Origin of the sequence: Marinomonas ostreistagni, from assembly GCF_016461785.1 — a bacterium.
GTDB classification, from domain to species: Bacteria; Pseudomonadota; Gammaproteobacteria; order Pseudomonadales; family Marinomonadaceae; genus Marinomonas; species Marinomonas ostreistagni_A.
The window spans coordinates 18945-35824 of sequence record NZ_JAEMUH010000012.1; the positions used below are offsets into that span (position 1 = coordinate 18945).

General features: G+C 47.4%; 15 protein-coding genes. 7 read left to right on the forward strand and 8 right to left on the reverse strand.

Translation table 11 applies throughout. The annotated features are described in order from the left end of the window. The first annotated feature begins 12 nt into the window (after positions 1–12). Positions 13–990 (forward strand): MDR family oxidoreductase, encoded by a 978-nt coding sequence (locus tag JHD44_RS12840; protein ID WP_199463180.1) that lies wholly within the window; start codon positions 13–15, stop codon positions 988–990. A gap of 78 nt (positions 991–1068) precedes the next feature. On the opposite strand, the gene mnmE is transcribed toward JHD44_RS12840, so the two are convergent. From mnmE to rpmH, 4 genes are all read right to left on the reverse strand, one after another. Continuing rightward, positions 1069–2448, reverse strand: a complete 1380-nt coding sequence (gene mnmE, locus JHD44_RS12845) for a tRNA uridine-5-carboxymethylaminomethyl(34) synthesis GTPase MnmE (RefSeq protein ID WP_199463181.1) — start codon at positions 2446–2448, stop codon at positions 1069–1071. Between the two features lie 101 nt (positions 2449–2549). Continuing rightward, positions 2550–4205 (reverse strand): membrane protein insertase YidC, encoded by a 1656-nt coding sequence (gene yidC, locus JHD44_RS12850; RefSeq protein ID WP_199463182.1) that lies wholly within the window; start codon positions 4203–4205, stop codon positions 2550–2552. 95 nt (positions 4206–4300) lie between these two features. Beyond that, on the reverse strand, positions 4301–4684 hold the full coding sequence (rnpA, locus tag JHD44_RS12855; RefSeq protein ID WP_325097100.1) for a ribonuclease P protein component: 384 nt from the start codon (positions 4682–4684) through the stop codon (positions 4301–4303). A gap of 18 nt (positions 4685–4702) precedes the next feature. After that, positions 4703–4837 carry a 50S ribosomal protein L34 gene (rpmH, locus tag JHD44_RS12860; RefSeq protein WP_133561550.1) on the reverse strand — a complete coding sequence of 45 codons (135 nt, stop codon included), beginning with the start codon at positions 4835–4837 and terminating at the stop codon, positions 4703–4705. A 529-nt stretch (positions 4838–5366) separates the two neighbouring features. Between rpmH and dnaA the strand changes: the two genes are divergently transcribed. From dnaA to gyrB, 4 genes are read left to right on the forward strand one after another with little or no spacing between them, the layout of a single operon-like run. Then, positions 5367–6917, forward strand: coding sequence for a chromosomal replication initiator protein DnaA (gene dnaA, locus JHD44_RS12865; protein ID WP_199463184.1), 1551 nt, complete (start codon positions 5367–5369; stop codon positions 6915–6917). A 33-nt stretch (positions 6918–6950) separates the two neighbouring features. Further along, entirely contained in the window at positions 6951–8048 is a 1098-nt protein-coding gene (gene dnaN / locus JHD44_RS12870) for a DNA polymerase III subunit beta (protein WP_199463185.1), read from the forward strand. Between the two features lie 51 nt (positions 8049–8099). After that, on the forward strand, positions 8100–9194 hold the full coding sequence (gene recF / locus JHD44_RS12875) for a DNA replication/repair protein RecF (protein ID WP_199463186.1): 1095 nt from the start codon (positions 8100–8102) through the stop codon (positions 9192–9194). Continuing rightward, the gene (gene gyrB / locus JHD44_RS12880; RefSeq protein WP_199463187.1) at positions 9195–11618 is read left to right on the forward strand and encodes a DNA topoisomerase (ATP-hydrolyzing) subunit B; all 2424 of its coding nucleotides are present in this window, start codon (positions 9195–9197) and stop codon (positions 11616–11618) included. Between the two features lie 211 nt (positions 11619–11829). Here the strand turns inward: gyrB and JHD44_RS12885 are convergent, their stop codons facing one another. After that, positions 11830–12684: an SDR family oxidoreductase gene (locus tag JHD44_RS12885; protein ID WP_199463188.1), complete on the reverse strand. Its 855-nt coding sequence runs from the start codon at positions 12682–12684 to the stop codon at positions 11830–11832. An 86-nt stretch (positions 12685–12770) separates the two neighbouring features. On the opposite strand from JHD44_RS12885, the gene JHD44_RS12890 reads away from it, so the two are divergent. After that, entirely contained in the window at positions 12771–13178 is a 408-nt protein-coding gene (locus tag JHD44_RS12890; RefSeq protein WP_199463189.1) for a winged helix-turn-helix transcriptional regulator, read from the forward strand. 48 nt (positions 13179–13226) lie between these two features. On the opposite strand, the gene gmhB is transcribed toward JHD44_RS12890, so the two are convergent. Further along, complete coding sequence (gene gmhB, locus JHD44_RS12895; protein WP_199463190.1) at positions 13227–13784, reverse strand: D-glycero-beta-D-manno-heptose 1,7-bisphosphate 7-phosphatase; 558 nt, start codon at positions 13782–13784, stop codon at positions 13227–13229. Positions 13785–13936: 152 nt separating this feature from the next. Between gmhB and JHD44_RS12900 the strand changes: the two genes are divergently transcribed. Further along, the gene (locus JHD44_RS12900) at positions 13937–14839 is read left to right on the forward strand and encodes a lysophospholipid acyltransferase family protein (RefSeq protein WP_199463191.1); all 903 of its coding nucleotides are present in this window, start codon (positions 13937–13939) and stop codon (positions 14837–14839) included. A gap of 92 nt (positions 14840–14931) precedes the next feature. On the opposite strand, the gene ybaK is transcribed toward JHD44_RS12900, so the two are convergent. Together ybaK and JHD44_RS12910 are read right to left on the reverse strand one after the other, a co-directional pair. Then, the gene (gene ybaK / locus JHD44_RS12905; protein ID WP_199463192.1) at positions 14932–15402 is read right to left on the reverse strand and encodes a Cys-tRNA(Pro) deacylase; all 471 of its coding nucleotides are present in this window, start codon (positions 15400–15402) and stop codon (positions 14932–14934) included. Positions 15403–15416: 14 nt separating this feature from the next. After that, positions 15417–16865, reverse strand: coding sequence for a TrkH family potassium uptake protein (locus JHD44_RS12910; RefSeq protein WP_199463193.1), 1449 nt, complete (start codon positions 16863–16865; stop codon positions 15417–15419). Between the last annotated feature and the right edge of the window lie 15 nt (positions 16866–16880).

Here is a 16880-nt window from a genome sequence, read left to right on the forward strand (position 1 = left end):
TAGGAGAGGTCAATGTTTAACGCAATACTGATTAATAAAAGCGAACAGAACTATCAAGCTACCTTGAGCAAGGTGTCGGAGCAGGATTTGCCGGAAGGTGATGTACAAATTGCTGTCACTGCAAGCACTCTAAACTATAAAGACGCGCTTGCTATTACAGGTAAGTCACCAGTGGTTCGACAATTTCCGATGGTGCCAGGTATCGACTTAGTTGGAGAAGTGTTGTCCTCGGACAGTGATCGCTTCCAAGCGGGTGATCAAGTCTTGCTAAATGGATTTGGCGTAGGTGAAACCCATTGGGGCGGTTTGGCGGAGCGTGCCAGCTTAAAAAGCGATTGGCTGATTGCTTTACCGACCGCATTTACACCGGAACAAGCGATGGCCATTGGTACCGCGGGTTACACGGCTATGCTAAGCGTATTAGCACTGGAAAAGCATGGCTTAACCCCTGCTCGCGGCCCTATTTTAGTGACGGGGGCGAATGGCGGCGTGGGTAGCTATGCAGTGCGTATCCTAAGTAAATTAGGCTTTGATGTGGTGGCGAGCACGGGGCGTCCAGAAGAGTCTGATTATCTTAAAAGTCTTGGCGCGAGTGACATCATTGATCGGTCTGAACTTAGTGAGTCTGGTCGTCCATTACAGAAAGAGCGTTGGGCTGGCGTGGTGGACTGTGTTGGCAGTCATACCTTGGTGAATGCTTGCGCTAGCACTCGTTACGGTGGTGCTGTGACGAGCTGTGGTCTCGCCCAAGGCATGGACTTCCCTGCTACCGTGATGCCCTTCATTCTTCGCGGTATTACCTTGTATGGCATTGACAGTGTCATGCGCCCACTTGCAGACCGAGAAACGGCGTGGCAACGCTTAGCAGAACTGTTGTCGTCGGAAGACTTAGACCAAATTGGCGCGACGATTAGCCTTGCAGACAGTTTAGATTATGCAGAAAAGCTACTGGATGGTTCTGTACGTGGTCGTGTGATTGTAAAGATCTAGTCGCTTTTTACGTCATTCATTTGCTACAAAAACGCCCGCGTTATGCGGGCGTTTTGCAGATATTTTGCTGATTATCGATTATTTACCGATACAGAACGATCCAAAGATGCGTCCAAGCAAATCATCACTGGTAAACGCACCTGTGATTTCACTCAAGGCTTCTTGGGCTTCTTTCAAATCTTCGGCCAGTAGCTCCCCTGCGCCATAACCATGAAGTTGCTCAAAGCCTGCGTCCAAGAAACGGTTGGCTTTTTGCAACGCTTCAATATGACGACGACGAGCGATAAAGCCCCCTTCTGTGGTGCTGTCAAAGCCCATGATGCTTTTTAGGTGGGTTTTTAATGCTTCAACGCCATCATTGGTTTTAGCGGAAAGTGAAATGACAGGTAGGCCGTTGATATCTTCATAGCCTGTGTTTTCTTGCGTCAGATCGACTTTGTTACGCACCAAGGTTAAGTGATCACGTGACTTCAGCTGCCCCATAAATTCAGGCCAGATTTCGTTCGGGTCATTGGAGTCGACAGATTGACTATCAACCATCAATAGAATGCGATCTGCTTTATGAATTTCTTCCCAAGCACGCTGAATACCAATGCGTTCTACTTCGTCTGGGCTATCACGCAAACCTGCAGTATCGATGATATGCAGTGGCATGCCATCGATATGAATGTGCTCACGCAAGACATCTCGTGTGGTGCCTTCAATGGAGGTAACAATGGCGGACTCTTTACCTGACAAAGCGTTCAAAAGGCTGGATTTACCGGCATTGGGGCGCCCTGCAATCACCACACTCATACCTTCGCGAAGCAAAGCCCCTTGGTTGGCTTCTTTCATCACGCCATGCAGTTTATGGCGAATGTCTTCAAGGTCTGCGGCCACTTTACCATCACCGATAAAGTCGATTTCTTCTTCCGGAAAGTCGATGGCGGCTTCCACATAAATACGCAGATGAATCAACGCTTCCACCAGCTCATCTATGCGTTTTGAGAAAGCACCTTGCAAGGAACGCAGCGCGCATTTAGCGGCTTGCTCTGACGATGAGTCGATCAAATCGGCAATGGCTTCGGCTTGGGTAAGGTCCATCTTATCGTTTAAGAAAGCACGTTCTGAGAACTCACCAGGACGTGCTAGACGTGCGCCGAGCGCCATACAGCGGCTTAGCAGCATATCGATGATAACTGGGCCACCGTGGCCTTGTAGTTCGAATACATCCTCACCCGTAAAGGAGTTCGGGCCTGGGAAGTACAACGCGATCCCCATATCCAGCTGCTCTCCTTCGGTATCCTTAAAAGGGACATAGTGAGCATGACGCGGTGTGGGTTCAAAACCGATAATAGCCTTGGCTATCTCAAGACTTTTTGCGCCGGAAAGACGCACGATGCCAACGCCGCCGCGACCGGGCGCAGTGGCTTGAGCAACGATGGTATCTTGGTCAATGAGCTGTTGAAAATCTGACATGGTGACCTGTGCAATCAATTAAGAATTAAGCTAAGTGTAAGACGTTCATAGCAAAAAGGCCTCCCGTAGGAAGCCTTTTTCGAACCAGAGAGTAGGCTGTATTAACCTTCGCCTTTCTCGATGTTCTTCGTAATGACGTACTGCTGGATGATCGACAATGTGTTGTTCACTACCCAGTAAAGTACTAGACCTGCAGGGAACCACAAGAAGAAGAAGGTAAATGCGATTGGCATAATCTTCATAATGCGGGCTTGCATTGGGTCTGGCGGAGTTGGGTTCAACGCTTGCTGACCTAGCATACTTAGACCCATTAGGATCGGTAGTACAAAGTAAGGGTCCATCGCTGAAAGGTCGTTGATCCATAGCATAAATGGCGCATGACGCAATTCAACAGATTCCATCAATACCCAGTACAGCGATAGGAACACTGGCATTTGTACCAAGATTGGAAGACAGCCACCCAATGGGTTGATCTTCTCTTTCTTGTAAAGGCTCATCATCGCTTGTGACATGGCTTGACGGTCATCGCCGTGTTGCTCACGAAGACGTGCTAACTCTGGTGCGAACTTACGCATTTTCGCCATTGAACGGTAGCTTGCTGCAGACAGTTTGAAGAATAGCGCCTTCACACAGACTACGATCAAGATAATGGCAACACCCCAGTTCACGACAAACGATTGGATCGCTGTTAGCAACCAGAACAGAGGCTTCGCTAACCACCATAACCAGCCGTAGTCTACGGTTAGGTCTAAGTTTTCAGCGGTTGCTTCAAGTTTGTCTTGTAGCTTTGGACCCACGTAGAACGTAGAGCTCAAAGTGCCTTGTTGACCTGCTGGGATTTCAACCGCTTGGCCTGTGAAGCCAATTAGGTTAAAGCCGTTATTCGTACGTGCTTGTAGGGTTACTTTCTGGCCCTGCTCTGGGATCCAAGCCGACACGAAATAGTGTTGTAGTAACGCTACCCAACCTCTAGTTGAGGTTTCTTTAACTGGCTCTTCTTCCATGTCGTCAAACGACACCTTACGGTATTTGTTGTTTTCATCAGACACCGCACCGCCTAGGTAAGGCTGTAAGCCCATGTTAGTCGCTGTGCTTGGGTCTTCTGAACTGTCACGTTTGATCTGCGCAAACAAGTTACCACGCCAAGTATCGTTGCTCGCGTTGTTTACGGTGATCAACTGACGAATACTGTACTCACCTTTAGTGAATTGGAACGTTTTCGTGTAGCTCACACCCTTAGCATCGGTGAAGTATAAGTTTACATCTAGCGTGTCTTGACCTTCTGTCATGGTGTATGACGTCTGTTCAGTACTGTAGACTGGACGTTCGCCACTCGCATCTGGGCCGTCACGGCCAATCAAACCACTTTGAGTCACGTAGATACGTTCGCCACCATTATCCAAAATCACAAAAGGCTCTTTGCCTTCTAGCGTTTTGTAATATTGCAGCAAAGAAGCTTCCACTAAATCACCGCCAACAGGGTTGATGGCAACATCAAGCGTATCTGTTTTAACGTGGATCAGCTGACCTTTGGCAACTTTTGTTGCTTGATCTGGAATATCGGCGTCGCTCGACGCTAGAGTCGTAGAGCTAGCGCTTGGAAGATCGGAATCTGCATTGGTAACAACTGAGCTTTCGCTGGTTGTGCTGGCAGTTTGAGCTGTTGCAGCTGTGCCGTAGTCTTGGTTCCACTGCAGGAACAGCAGGTAGCCACTGACAAACAGCGCTCCCCATAAAAAGTAACGTCTGAAATCCATGGTATTCAACTAGTTTGTTTGGTTGGACAATGGAGGTGAAAACACCCTTTTAAAAATCACGCCGTATTAAACCAGCCTTTAGCTGATTTTTCAGCCTATTTCTGCTTTGACTTGCGTTGTTTTTGTTCAAAAATTGGCTTTTGGGCCTTCTTCGCGAGTTGTTTCCAAGCTTTTTCTAAGCGTTTGTGCAGCTCAGGGTTTTCCACATCGCGAATACCTTGACGGGCAAGGAAGACGATATCGAGACCATTTAATAACTCTTGATGATGACGGAACGAATCACGAACAACACGTTTAATGCGATTACGGCCTACTGCTCGTTTGTCTGTTTTCTTTGAGACAATTAGCCCAAGACGTCCACTATCAGCATGTTTGCGCGCTAATAGAAGAAATTCGCCTGCGAAGACTTTAGTAGAGGTGTCGTTAAAGACGGATTGGTAGTCCCCGGCATTCAGGAGTCTGACCTGCCGGGGAAACATAAAGCGTGACATCAAAGATTACGCGCTTAGAACCTTACGACCGCGAGCACGGCGAGCCGCCAATACTTTACGACCGTTTTTAGTTGCCATGCGAGCACGGAAACCGTGAACGCGTTTACGTTTAAGTACGCTAGGTTGGAAAGTTCTTTTCATTTCTATATCTCACTGAATCAGTGTCTGAGTGTGAGGGTTAGCGTTCGCCAAGCCTCTTGGTTTTGATTACAAAATCAGGGCGCGGATTTTAGAGGGTTTGCTGCAACAATTCAATCTGCCTGTGGTGCTTTTCTGTGAAAAATTTAACCAACAAATCCCTCCATAATTTATTAACAGACTTCTACAACTAATGTGAATAACAAAAATATTATGCCTTGAAAGTTATTCACATTAGGTTGTGTAAAGTCTAAAAAATCTTTTATCAACAAATGCTTGATGTAATATTTATCTGTGCATAATATATTTCCAATTAGCTTGTTAATATGTTGATAACCTAGCTTTTTATGCACATCGGTTGTCATTCATTCACCGCTGTGGGTAACTCTGTCTGTTATTAACAAAATTTCTTTTCAAACAAAATAACGTGGATAACCCATATTTTTGTGGATAACTGTCAACCCTCACGTTAGAATCCCCCTCTTGCTTAAAATTTACTGAATTAGAAACTTAATCAGGGAGAGCGTTTATCGTGTCTTTGCAGTATTGGGAACGCTGTCTTGTTACTTTGCAGGAAGAGTTTTCCTCATCGCAATTCAATACATGGATTCGTCCGCTGCAAGCGGAGATCGGGTCCAATGGCGATCTGTGCCTCTATGCTCCCAATCGTTTCGTTCTTGATTGGGTCACCAATAAATATCAAGTACGTATTAAAGAGCTGTTATCAGAATTTGCAGGAGATGAGCCTGCTCCAAATTTAGTGCTTGCTGTGCGCCAAGCGGGCTTCTCAAAGCCCACTCCTCCGCCTCCACCACCGCCAGTGCAAAAAGCACCTGAGCCGACGCCTCGTACGACACCTGCCGCTGAGCCTAAGTTCGAATCGGGCTATAGCCCAGGCTTTAGCTTAATGGACGATGATAGAGACGGACCTGAAATAGAGTTCGAAGCACCATTAAGTTTAGGTGATCACTATGTGCGCCCTGAGCCAGAGCCTTATGAACAAGGTCAGTTACCGCTTACACCGCCAAACCGTAAGGTCGAAGTAGAAGGTGGTATCAACCATGGCGCCAATCTGAATAATTCCTTTACCTTCGAAAACTTTGTCGAAGGTAAATCGAACCAATTGGCCCATGCGGCTGCGCAACAAGTAGCGGAAAACCCAGGTGGTGCTTACAACCCACTGTTTATCTATGGTGGGGTTGGCCTTGGTAAAACCCACTTAATGCAAGCTGTTGGTACCGAGTTAATGCGCCATAACCCAAATGCTAAGGTGGTATACCTGCACTCGGAGCGTTTTGTAGCAGATATGGTCAAAGCTTTGCAGCTGAACGCGATTAACGATTTTAAACGTTACTATCGTTCTGTGGATGCCTTGCTGATTGATGATATTCAATTCTTTGCTGGGAAAGATCGAACTCAAGAAGAGTTCTTCCACACCTTTAACGCCCTGTTAGAGGGTGGCCAGCAGATGATTTTGACCTGTGATCGCTATCCAAAAGAGATTCAAGGTTTGGAAGATCGCCTTAAGTCACGATTTGGTTGGGGTTTAACTGTTGCCATTGAGCCACCTGAATTGGAAACTCGTGTCGCCATCTTGATGCGCAAAGCTGAAGAAAGCGGTGTGAAATTGTCTTATGATTCGGCATTCTTTATCGCACAAAAGATTCGTTCTAATGTTCGTGAGTTAGAAGGAGCATTAAAACGAGTCATCGCCAACTCTCACTTTACAGGTCGTTCTATCACACCTGATTTTGTCAGAGAGTCATTAAAAGACTTATTGGCCTTGCAGGACAAGTTGGTGAACATTGATAATATCCAGCGAATAGTTGCTGAATATTACAAGATTAAGATCAGTGATTTACTATCGAAGCGCCGCAGTCGCTCGGTCGCACGTCCACGTCAGGTGGCCATGTCACTGGCGAAAGAGTTGACCAACCATAGCTTGCCGGAGATTGGTGATGCCTTTGGTGGTCGAGACCATACCACGGCGTTGCACGCGATTCGTAAAATCAAAGAGTTGCAGGATACCGATTCGGATATCCGAGAAGACTACAAACAACTGATGCGCATATTGACCACCTAATTGGTCTAAGACATTGAATTAACGAGGAAAAGAATGAAATTTTCAGTCGTCCGCGAAACGTTACTAAAGCCACTGCAACTGGTTGCCGGTGTCGTTGAGCGTAAACAAACGATGCCAGTGTTGGCCAATGTTTTGGTAGAAGTAAAAGACCAAACTCTCACTTTGACAGGTTCTGATCTAGAAGTGGAATTGGTGGGTCGTGCGCCACTCGATGAATGCCAAGAAGGCCGTATTACTGTGCCTGCTCGTAAGCTAATGGACATCTGCAAAAGCTTACCGGATAGCGCAGTGATTGAGTTCTCATTAGACGATCAAAAAGCCGTGATTCGCTCAGGTCGTTCACGTTTCACTTTATCGACGTTGCCGGCCGAAGAGTTCCCGAACATTCAGGACATGCAAGGCGACTTGGTTGTGAACATTGCTCAAGGCAGTGTGCGTAAACTGATTGACCGTACCGGCTTTGCCATGGCCAACCAAGACGTACGTTACTACCTAAACGGTATGCTGTTTGAAGTGGCGGATGGTCAATTACGTGTGGTGGCAACCGATGGTCACCGTCTGGCGACGGCTATCGAAGACGCGCACGTCAAAGGCGATCTAACGCAAGTGATCGTACCACGTAAAGGTGTGTTAGAGCTGAACCGTTTATTGAATGACTCTGAAGATGAAGTAGAGCTAACCATTGGCTCGAACCACATTCGTGCCAAAGTAGCGGACTACACTTTCACTTCTAAGCTAGTGGACGGCAAATTCCCAGATTATCACCGCGTCATCCCTCGTAATAACGAAAAAGTGGTTGCAGCGGATCGTTTGGAACTACGCCAAGTTTTCCTTCGTGCATCGATTCTATCGAACGAGAAGTACCGCGGTGTGCGCCTAATCTTGTCGAACGGTATGTTGCAAGTATTTGCTAACAACCCAGAACAAGAAGAAGCGGAAGAATCGGTATTGGTTCAGTACCAAGGCGACAATCTAGAAGTTGGCTTCAACGTAGGCTACCTACTAGATGTGTTGGGTGTAATCGACTCACAAGAAGTTCGTATTTCTTTGAACGATTCCAACAGCAGTGCCTTGATCGAAGAAGGCCAAGGCCACGCGTCTCAGTACGTTGTGATGCCAATGCGCCTGTAATTGTGTCTAAGAGGGTGTTTCGGCACCCTCTTGCCCTTATAAGCCTTATATATGCCACTGGCTCGCCTCGACATTTCCCGTCTGCGCAACCTCACCCATGTCCGTTTTGAACCCTCGCCTCAGGTCAACATCATCGTTGGCGAAAATGGCAGCGGTAAGACCTCGGTGTTGGAAGCTATCTATTTGCTGTCGTTTGGTCGTTCGTTCCGAAGTCACAAACACAAAACCTATATCCAATATGAACAGCCTGAATGTGTCGTGTTCTCGCAAGTGGACCAAGGCACTCAGCAACTCCCGATAGGCATCAAACGTACCCGCGATGGCGCGGTAGAAGTGCGTATACAAGGCCGTGCCGCTCAGTCTGCGGTCGAGCTTGCCGAATGCTTACCGGTGCAGCTGATCAACCCTGATGCGTTTCGATTATTAGAAGGTTCGCCAAAGATTCGCCGCCAATTTGTTGACTGGGGCGTATTCCACTATGACGAACAATTTATTAGTGCGTGGCGAGGTTGGCAAAAAGCATTAAAACAGCGGAATAGCTTGCTCAGACGTGGTAAAATATTGCCCAATTTACTGGCGGCGTTTGATCAAGAGTTGATCCGCTTAGGCGAGCAAGTTAATCAAGCTCGAAAAGCCTATGTGGCAGCCTTAACGCCGCACTTTGAATCCGTGTTACAGCAGTTGGCGCCGGGCCTTGAGGTACAACTTGGTTTTTTCCAAGGTTGGGATGCTCAGAGAACGTTAAGCGAAGCCATTGAGCACAGTTATCAGCGCGACATTGATGTAGGTTACACCAATACTGGCCCACAGCGGGCCGATTTGCGCGTTAAAACTCCAACTGGGGATGCTCTGGATACCTTATCTCGCGGGCAGCAGAAGCTTGTCGTGTCGGCTCTGAAAATTGCTCAAGGGCAATTACTGATTGAACGTGGTCGACAATTGGTGTTCTTGGTGGACGATTTACCTGCCGAACTGGACGCCAATCATCGCCGCAAGTTGTGTCAGCTGTTGGAATCATTGGACAGCCAAATTTTTATTACTAGCGTTGGGCCAGATAGTATGGACTTTACTTGGTCTGATCAGATAGATGTTCGTCACTTTTCCATGAAACAAGGCGAATTGTCCCTAAACGCACAGGAGAGTTAAATGAGTGAAAATAGTTATGATTCGTCCAGTATCAAGGTGCTCAAGGGGCTAGACGCTGTTCGTAAGCGCCCTGGTATGTACATTGGTGATACAGACGATGGTACCGGTCTACACCACATGGTCTTTGAGGTGGTGGACAACTCCATTGATGAAGCATTGGCCGGTCACTGTGACACCATCAAAGTCATCATTCACCCTGACGAATCCATTTCCGTGTCGGACAATGGTCGTGGTATTCCGGTTGAAATGCACCCAGAAGAAGGTGTGTCAGCAGCCGAAGTTATCATGACGGTATTGCACGCCGGTGGTAAGTTCGACGATAACTCATACAAAGTTTCTGGTGGTTTGCACGGTGTAGGTGTTTCGGTAGTAAACGCCCTTTCTGAAACCGTGACTTTGACAATTCGTAAGAATGGCAAAGTGTATGAGCAGAACTACGCTCATGGTGTGCCACAGGCGCCTTTGGCGGTTGTCGGTGAATCTGATGGTGCCGGTACAACGGTACACTTCAAACCGTCGGCGGAAACCTTCTCTAACATCCTATTTGTCTACGATATCCTAGCGAAACGTCTTCGTGAGCTATCGTTCCTAAACTCTGGTGTCGCGATTCACCTTAAAGACGAGCGTTCTGGTAAAGAAGAATTCTTTAACTACGAAGGCGGTTTGAAGTCGTTCGTAGAGCACTTGAACACCAACAAGCAGCCAATCAACGATATCTTCCATTTCATTTGCCAACGTGATGACCTTGAAGACGGCATCGCGGTTGAAGTGGCATTGCAGTGGAACGAAGGCTTCCAAGAAAACATCTACTGTTACACCAACAACATCCCACAGCGCGATGGCGGTACCCACTTAGCAGGCTTCCGTGGTGCGTTGACTCGTACGCTTAACAACTTCATCGAGGCTGAAGGCCTAGCGAAGAAGCAAAAAGTGGCGACTACGGGCGATGACTGCCGTGAAGGTTTAACCGCGATCGTTTCGGTAAAAGTACCTGATCCAAAGTTCTCTTCTCAGACCAAAGACAAACTGGTGTCTTCAGAAGTAAAAACTGCGGTTGAGCAAGAGATGAGTAAGCGCTTCTCTGAATTCCTATTGGAAAAACCAAACGAAGCGAAAACCATCGTTAACAAGATGCTAGACGCGGCCCGTGCCCGTGAAGCGGCTCGTCGTGCCCGTGATATGACCCGCCGTAAAGGTGCTCTAGACATCGCCGGTCTGCCAGGTAAATTGGCGGACTGTCAGGAGAAAGATCCAGCGCTTTCTGAAATCTACCTAGTGGAGGGTGACTCTGCGGGTGGTTCTGCAAAGCAAGGTCGTGACCGTCGTACGCAAGCGATCCTACCGCTTAAAGGTAAGATCCTGAACGTTGAAAAAGCACGTTTCGACAAAATGCTGTCGTCAGCTGAAGTCGGCACCCTAATCACAGCGCTTGGCTGTGGTATCGGTCGTGACGAATTCAACGCGGACAAATTGCGCTATCACAGCATCGTTATCATGACCGATGCCGACGTGGACGGTTCGCACATTCGTACGCTGTTATTAACGTTCTTCTTCCGTCAAATGCCGGAAATTATCGAGCGTGGTCACATCTTTATCGCTCAGCCACCACTGTTTAAGATCAAACGCGGTAAGCAAGAGCAGTACATTAAAGACGAAGCGGCACTGGATCAGCACTTGATCGAAGTGGCTCTAGATGGCGCGCAATTTTTCGTCAACGAAGACGTACCAGGCATCCAAGGCGAAGCGTTATCGAAGCTGATTCGTGATTACATCCGTATCGAAGAAGACATCGATCGTATGTCTCGTGTGTACCCGAAAGATGTAATGAACAAGCTTCTGTACTGCAAAGAGCTAACGGTTGAGCAGCTTTCTGACGAAGCAACGGTCAATACTTGGGTTGAAAGTCTAAGCGCACAAATGCCAGTAGACGTTCGTACCGGTTTCCGTTTTGACTTTGGTGTTGAGAAAGACGCTGAGCGTAACCAGTTCCTACCAGTCGTAGACATCATGTCTCACGGTGTGAGCACCCGTTACCGCTTCGAGTCTGCGTTCTTCACCTCTGCGGATTACAAACGCATTGTCGCGATGGCGCAAACCATCGATGAATTGTTTGAAGAATGTTCATTCATCCAGCGTGGCGAGCGTCGTGAACCTGTGACAACCATCGAAGGTATGAAAGCTTGGTTGATGAAGGAAGCATCTCGCGGCCTTACGATCCAGCGATACAAAGGTCTAGGTGAGATGAACCCTGAGCAACTTTGGGAAACCACCATGGACCCAGATGCGCGTCGTATGTTGCGCGTGACCATCGATGACGCTGTTGCAGCGGATCAGATGTTCACCACATTGATGGGCGACGAGGTAGAACCACGTCGTAACTTTATCCAAGACAACGCTCTATCGGTAGCTAACTTAGACGTATAAGCCTTAAGCTTATTTAGCGTATCAAAACTATCAAAAGCCAGTGTCTCGACACTGGCTTTTTTTATGGGGTTATCATTACTTAGCTACTGAGCATTCATCTGAATGATCAGTAGAAAGTATTTAAAAATAGACTCTGTAAAGTTAGTGAGTACTTGCATTAATATAATATATTTTTTCGTTACAGTGTGTATTTTGAGTGATAAGAGTTATCCTACGATAAGGCCACTTTGATGCTATCTTGAATTGGCGTAGTTGGGCGGCCAATTAGTTTCGAGAGCGTATGGCCATCATCGAATAAACCTCCTTTTGATGCACCGACATCGGAGTCCGCTAGTACGGCTGCAAAGCCTTCAGGTAAACCCATTTCCACTAATACTTTAGCGTACTCGGCTTCTGGAAGGTCTTGGTAAACTACTTCTTTGCCGCTGATGTTTGCAATGTAGGCCGCGTATTGCGTTAGGGTGAACGCTTCATCTCCGGCAAGCTCGTATACCTTCCCTGCTTGATCCTCTGAAGTGATCACGGTCGCTGCTGCATCGGCGTAGTCTGCTCTGGCTGCGGTTGAGTATTTACCTTCGCCTGCGCTGCCCAGTACCGCACCGTGTTCCACTGCCATGCTTGCACTCATGGTGTAGTTCTCTGAATACCAGCCGTTGCGTAGCACTACATGTGGCACGTTGGAGGCTTTTAACGCTGCTTCGGTGGTTACGTGCTCTTCTGCTAGAGCAAGTGGTGATGTGTCTGCGTGTAGGATGCTGGTGTAAGCCAGTAGCTCTACGCCTGTTGCTTGAGCTGCGTCGATCACGTTTTGATGCTGAGCGGCACGTTGGCCGACTTCGCTTGAAGATACTAAGACGACGCGCTTAACGCCGTTCATGGCTGCTTTAAGAGAGGCTGGGTCTGTGTAGTCGGCTTCGCGCACAACAACGCCTCGCTCTTGCAGTGCAGTCGCTTTTTCTGGACTACGAACGGCTGCGACGATTTGGTCTGCTGCGACCCCTTTTGCTAAAAGGCTGTTAATGACTAAATTACCTAGCTGGCCTGATGCACCGGTGACTAAAATCATACTGTTCTCCTATAAGGATGGTGAGTGAATAAGAGATAGGCTAGACTATTAGCTAACTTTTAGTAAGTACGTACAAAAAGGTAAGTATGAAAAAACATGAATTAAATGCTCCTGAGGGCACTGAGTTGTCATTTGATCGAGGAGATGTATTCTCTGATAAGTGTCCCTCGCGGGAGATTTTGCGCCACGTCACGGGGCGATGGGGCATGTTGGTGTTCTTTGCGTTGCAGGACGGTAAAGCCAAGCGTTTTAGTGAGTTGCGTCGCACTATCAAAGGCGTTAGTGAAAAAATGCTTGCGCAAACATTGCAGCATTTAGAAGGCGACGGGTTTGTTAAGCGTATTGTGTATCCGGTTGTGCCACCTCATGTGGAATATCAATTAACGCCACTTGGGATCGAGTTTGGTCAACGGGTGATGAGTTTAATCGGTTGGTTGGAAGATAACTTGCACGAGATTCTCGATCAACAGCAAGATTCTGCGTTAGCACTATGATTTTGCTATATAAGTCAGCAGCAAAATCATAGTGAGTTGAGCTTTGCCTTACTGATATTTATGCAGCGTTGCGATCGCAAAGGCAGCTAGATCAGTGTAGATATCAAAGTAGAAATCGATTTCTTTGTATTGGGTATCACGGCCTTTCCCAGTTAATACCAATACAGGTGAACAGCCTCGAGCGTGGCCGGCTTGAAGATCACGCAATGAATCCCCCACCATGATGGCAGGTGTTTTGGTAAAGTCTACGCCTAGCTGCGCTTCGATGGCTTCGATCATACCGCTCTTAGGCTTACGGCAGTGACACGCATCATCGGGCCCGTGTGGGCAATATTCGATGCCTTCCACATGACCGCCCTCTGCTTCTAAAAGCCTGAGCATCTTTTCATGCATGCCATGCAAGGTGGCTTCATTGTAGTAGCCCCTTGCGATGCCTGATTGGTTCGTTGCTATGAAGATCTGAAAACCAGCTTTGCTTAATGCTGCCATGGCTTTAATACTACCTGGTAGCGGAATCCATTCATCAACGGATTTAACGTACGCATCGGAATCTTGGTTGATGACGCCATCACGGTCGAGAATGATGACGGGCTTGTTATTCGCCATAAATGTGCCTACCTCAGATTAATGAATTGCATTAAGTGGTAGTATAATGGTTTCAGATTGGCTTGGGTGAGAGTTTTCACGTGAAACAATTTTTAGTGAAGAGCTTCAGTCCTTCGACCAAAGTTATAGATTGATCAAATTAAGTGGGTGTTATGTCCGAGCAAATTACCTCCTCTCCAATGACAAAGCTGATAAAAGCCATGGGGAAGTTACCGTTTCCATTTGTTCGTCGTATTGGGCGTATGGTGGGGTTGTTAGTGCTTCGCTTTGATCGTCGCACTCGCCGAGCGATTGATCGTAACCTTGAGCTTTGCTTACCGCATTTGGATAAAGAACAGCGTATTCGACTGCGTAACAGCCGCCTACAGCACATGGGACAGACCTTTGCTGAAATGGGCCATCTATGGACCCGTGATGTATCATACATCCTTGATCGTTGCTATGAAGGTGATGGCGCAGCTGAGCTAAAACAAGCGGTGGAAGGCGAAGGTGGCGTGATTGTTTTAGCGCCTCATATTGGTAACTGGGAAGCAGTGAATGTCTTTGTCAGTGCCATTCGTCCTATGACAGCGATGTATCGCCCTAACAAAGATGAAAGCTTAGATGCCTTTATTCTCGAAGCTCGTAACCGAGTGGGTGGTGAATTGGTTCCCACCAATCGACGCGGGGTGATGCAGATTGTGAAAGCGCTTAATGCTGATGGTGTGGTGGGTATGTTACCTGACCAGGTACCACAACAAGGCAGCGGTGACTTTGCTCCATTTTATGGCCATCAAGCTTACACCATGACGTTAGCGGGTCAGCTAGCGCAAAAGACCGGTGCCAAAGCATTTGTAGTTGGATGTATTCAAACGGATAAAGGGTTTGAAGTAAATGCATTCGAAGTGGACAGCCGTTTTTACGATGAGGACACAGTGACCTCTTTAACGGGGTTGAATGCTTCGATTGAAAAGCTGGTGGAACGTGCTCCGAGTCAATATCAATGGGAATACAAGCGCTTCAAATTACAGCCTCATGGCGCGTTAAATCCATATAAGGAACATCAACACGTTTAACGAACATGTGACCAGTAAACAAAAAGAAGGGGCTAATTATTAGCCCCTTCTTTTTAAGATCATATCTTTGTCACTGACAATAACTTATCGTATCAATGCTCAGCGATATCTGAGAAAACGGTTTGTCGACAAACACTGGCTAGGTCTTTGGGGGCCAAACCAATATCAAAGCCACGCTTACCACCACTCACATAGATTTTATCAAATGCTTCAGAACTACTGTCGATGACGGTGACTAATGCTTTCTTTTGCCCTACTGGACTGATCCCCCCGACGATATATCCCGTTAAGCGTTCTGCGTCTTTTGGCTCAGTCATGCGCAGTTTTTTGACTTTCAGCGCTGCCGCAGTGCGTTTTAAATTCAACTTACCAGTCACCGGTACAATGGCCACGAAAACGTCTCTGTCATCCGTAACCAGTAACGTCTTAAAGACCTGTTCTGGAGCCAAGCCAAGTTTGTCTGCGGCTTCCTGACCGAAGTTTTGGCAGCTAGGATCATGCTCATATTCGTGTTGGGTAAAAGGGATCTTACGCTTTTTTAGCATTTGCGTTGCGGGTGTCATGGGTTATTCCTTTGCTACTTCTGCCAAAACATCGGGGTAAACAAGACCAGTAAAGTGAAGACTTCTAAACGACCAAGCAGCATGGCGAAACACAGCATCCATTTCGACGGATCATTAATGGACGCAAAGTTTGCAGCCACTTCCCCTAAACCTGGGCCTAGGTTGTTTAGCGTCGCCGCCACGGCGGACCAGGCGGTGACTTGGTCTATGCCTGTGGCCATCAAACCAATCATTAGAATGACATACACAAGCAAGTAGGCAGAGAAGAACCCCCATACCGCTGAAACCACTCGCTCTTGAATTGCTTTACCGCCTACCTTAACGGGGATGACGGCGTTTGGGTGTACCAGACGTTGAATTTCACGGAAGCCCTGTTTCAAGATCAGTAGGATACGAATCACTTTCATACCACCACCGGTTGAGCTAGCACAGCCGCCAGCGAAGGACGTGACGATCAACAGGAACGGTAAGAAGTGTGGCCATACTGAGAAATCAGAAGTACCAAATCCTGCTGTTGTGGCAATAGAAACACTTTCAAAAACCGCATAGCGTAATGACGTTTGCCAATCGAATGTGGATGTTAAAATCAGCACCAAGGTAGATAAAGAAATGGCAGAACCCAATAGAAAGAAAAAGAAGCGCGCCTCAGGGTCTTTGAAGTAATGCCAAACACTGCGCGTACGCCAAGCGTAAAAGTGCAAGCCAAAGTTCAGTGCGGCGATCACCATAAATACCGTACAAATGATCTCAATGGTGACGCTGTTAAAGTAGCCAATACTGGCATCGTGGGTCGAGAAACCACCAATCGCTACAGTGGAGAAACTATGACACAAGGCATCAAAGAAGCTCATCCCCGCCACCCAATAGCTTAGCGTACAGACGATGGTTAAAGACGCATAAATATACCAAAGCGCTTTAGCCGTCTCTGCAATACGTGGCGTCAATTTTGAGTCTTTTACCGGTCCAGGTGTTTCGGCTCGATAAAGCTGCATGCCTCCAACGCCCAGCATCGGCATGATGGCAACGGCCAATACTATGATACCCATACCACCTAACCATTGTAGCCACTGACGGTAAAATAAGATGGACTGCGGCAAATCATCGATGGCCGTTAAAATGGTGGCACCGGTAGTCGTTAGCCCAGACAGGGACTCAAACAAAGAGTCAGTGAAGCTTAGATGTGGATCGGTTGCGAGAAAGAATGGTACCGAACCGAACAGCCCTAGAGTCGTCCAGAACAAGACGGTTACTAAGAACCCGTCGCGAATTTTTAAATCACCACGATGGTTTCGAAACGGAAACCAAATGACCAAACCACTTGCTAAGTTGATAAGCAAGGCATACAGAAATGCCTGCAGTGCGCCGTCCTGATAGATCAATGAAACGATGATCGGTGGTAACAGCGTCAAACTGAAGATCATAATAAGCAAACCGATAACGCGCAGGATTACCTGAATGTGCATGTCTTGGCCTTATGA

What these genes read in the sequence shown, in the direction of transcription:
- JHD44_RS12840 (WP_199463180.1), top strand. Translation starts at nt 13, where the DNA reads ATGTTTAACGCAATACTGATTAATAAAAGCGAACAGAACTATCAAGCT.
- mnmE (WP_199463181.1), bottom strand. Translation starts at nt 2,448, where the DNA reads ATGTCAGATTTTCAACAGCTCATTGACCAAGATACCATCGTTGCTCAA.
- yidC (WP_199463182.1), bottom strand. Translation starts at nt 4,205, where the DNA reads ATGGATTTCAGACGTTACTTTTTATGGGGAGCGCTGTTTGTCAGTGGC.
- rnpA (WP_325097100.1), bottom strand. Translation starts at nt 4,684, where the DNA reads ATGTTTCCCCGGCAGGTCAGACTCCTGAATGCCGGGGACTACCAATCC.
- rpmH (WP_133561550.1), bottom strand. Translation starts at nt 4,837, where the DNA reads ATGAAAAGAACTTTCCAACCTAGCGTACTTAAACGTAAACGCGTTCAC.
- dnaN (WP_199463185.1), top strand. Translation starts at nt 6,951, where the DNA reads ATGAAATTTTCAGTCGTCCGCGAAACGTTACTAAAGCCACTGCAACTG.
- recF (WP_199463186.1), top strand. Translation starts at nt 8,100, where the DNA reads ATGCCACTGGCTCGCCTCGACATTTCCCGTCTGCGCAACCTCACCCAT.
- gyrB (WP_199463187.1), top strand. Translation starts at nt 9,195, where the DNA reads ATGAGTGAAAATAGTTATGATTCGTCCAGTATCAAGGTGCTCAAGGGG.
- JHD44_RS12885 (WP_199463188.1), bottom strand. Translation starts at nt 12,684, where the DNA reads ATGATTTTAGTCACCGGTGCATCAGGCCAGCTAGGTAATTTAGTCATT.
- JHD44_RS12890 (WP_199463189.1), top strand. Translation starts at nt 12,771, where the DNA reads ATGAAAAAACATGAATTAAATGCTCCTGAGGGCACTGAGTTGTCATTT.
- gmhB (WP_199463190.1), bottom strand. Translation starts at nt 13,784, where the DNA reads ATGGCGAATAACAAGCCCGTCATCATTCTCGACCGTGATGGCGTCATC.
- JHD44_RS12900 (WP_199463191.1), top strand. Translation starts at nt 13,937, where the DNA reads ATGTCCGAGCAAATTACCTCCTCTCCAATGACAAAGCTGATAAAAGCC.
- ybaK (WP_199463192.1), bottom strand. Translation starts at nt 15,402, where the DNA reads ATGACACCCGCAACGCAAATGCTAAAAAAGCGTAAGATCCCTTTTACC.
- JHD44_RS12910 (WP_199463193.1), bottom strand. Translation starts at nt 16,865, where the DNA reads ATGCACATTCAGGTAATCCTGCGCGTTATCGGTTTGCTTATTATGATC.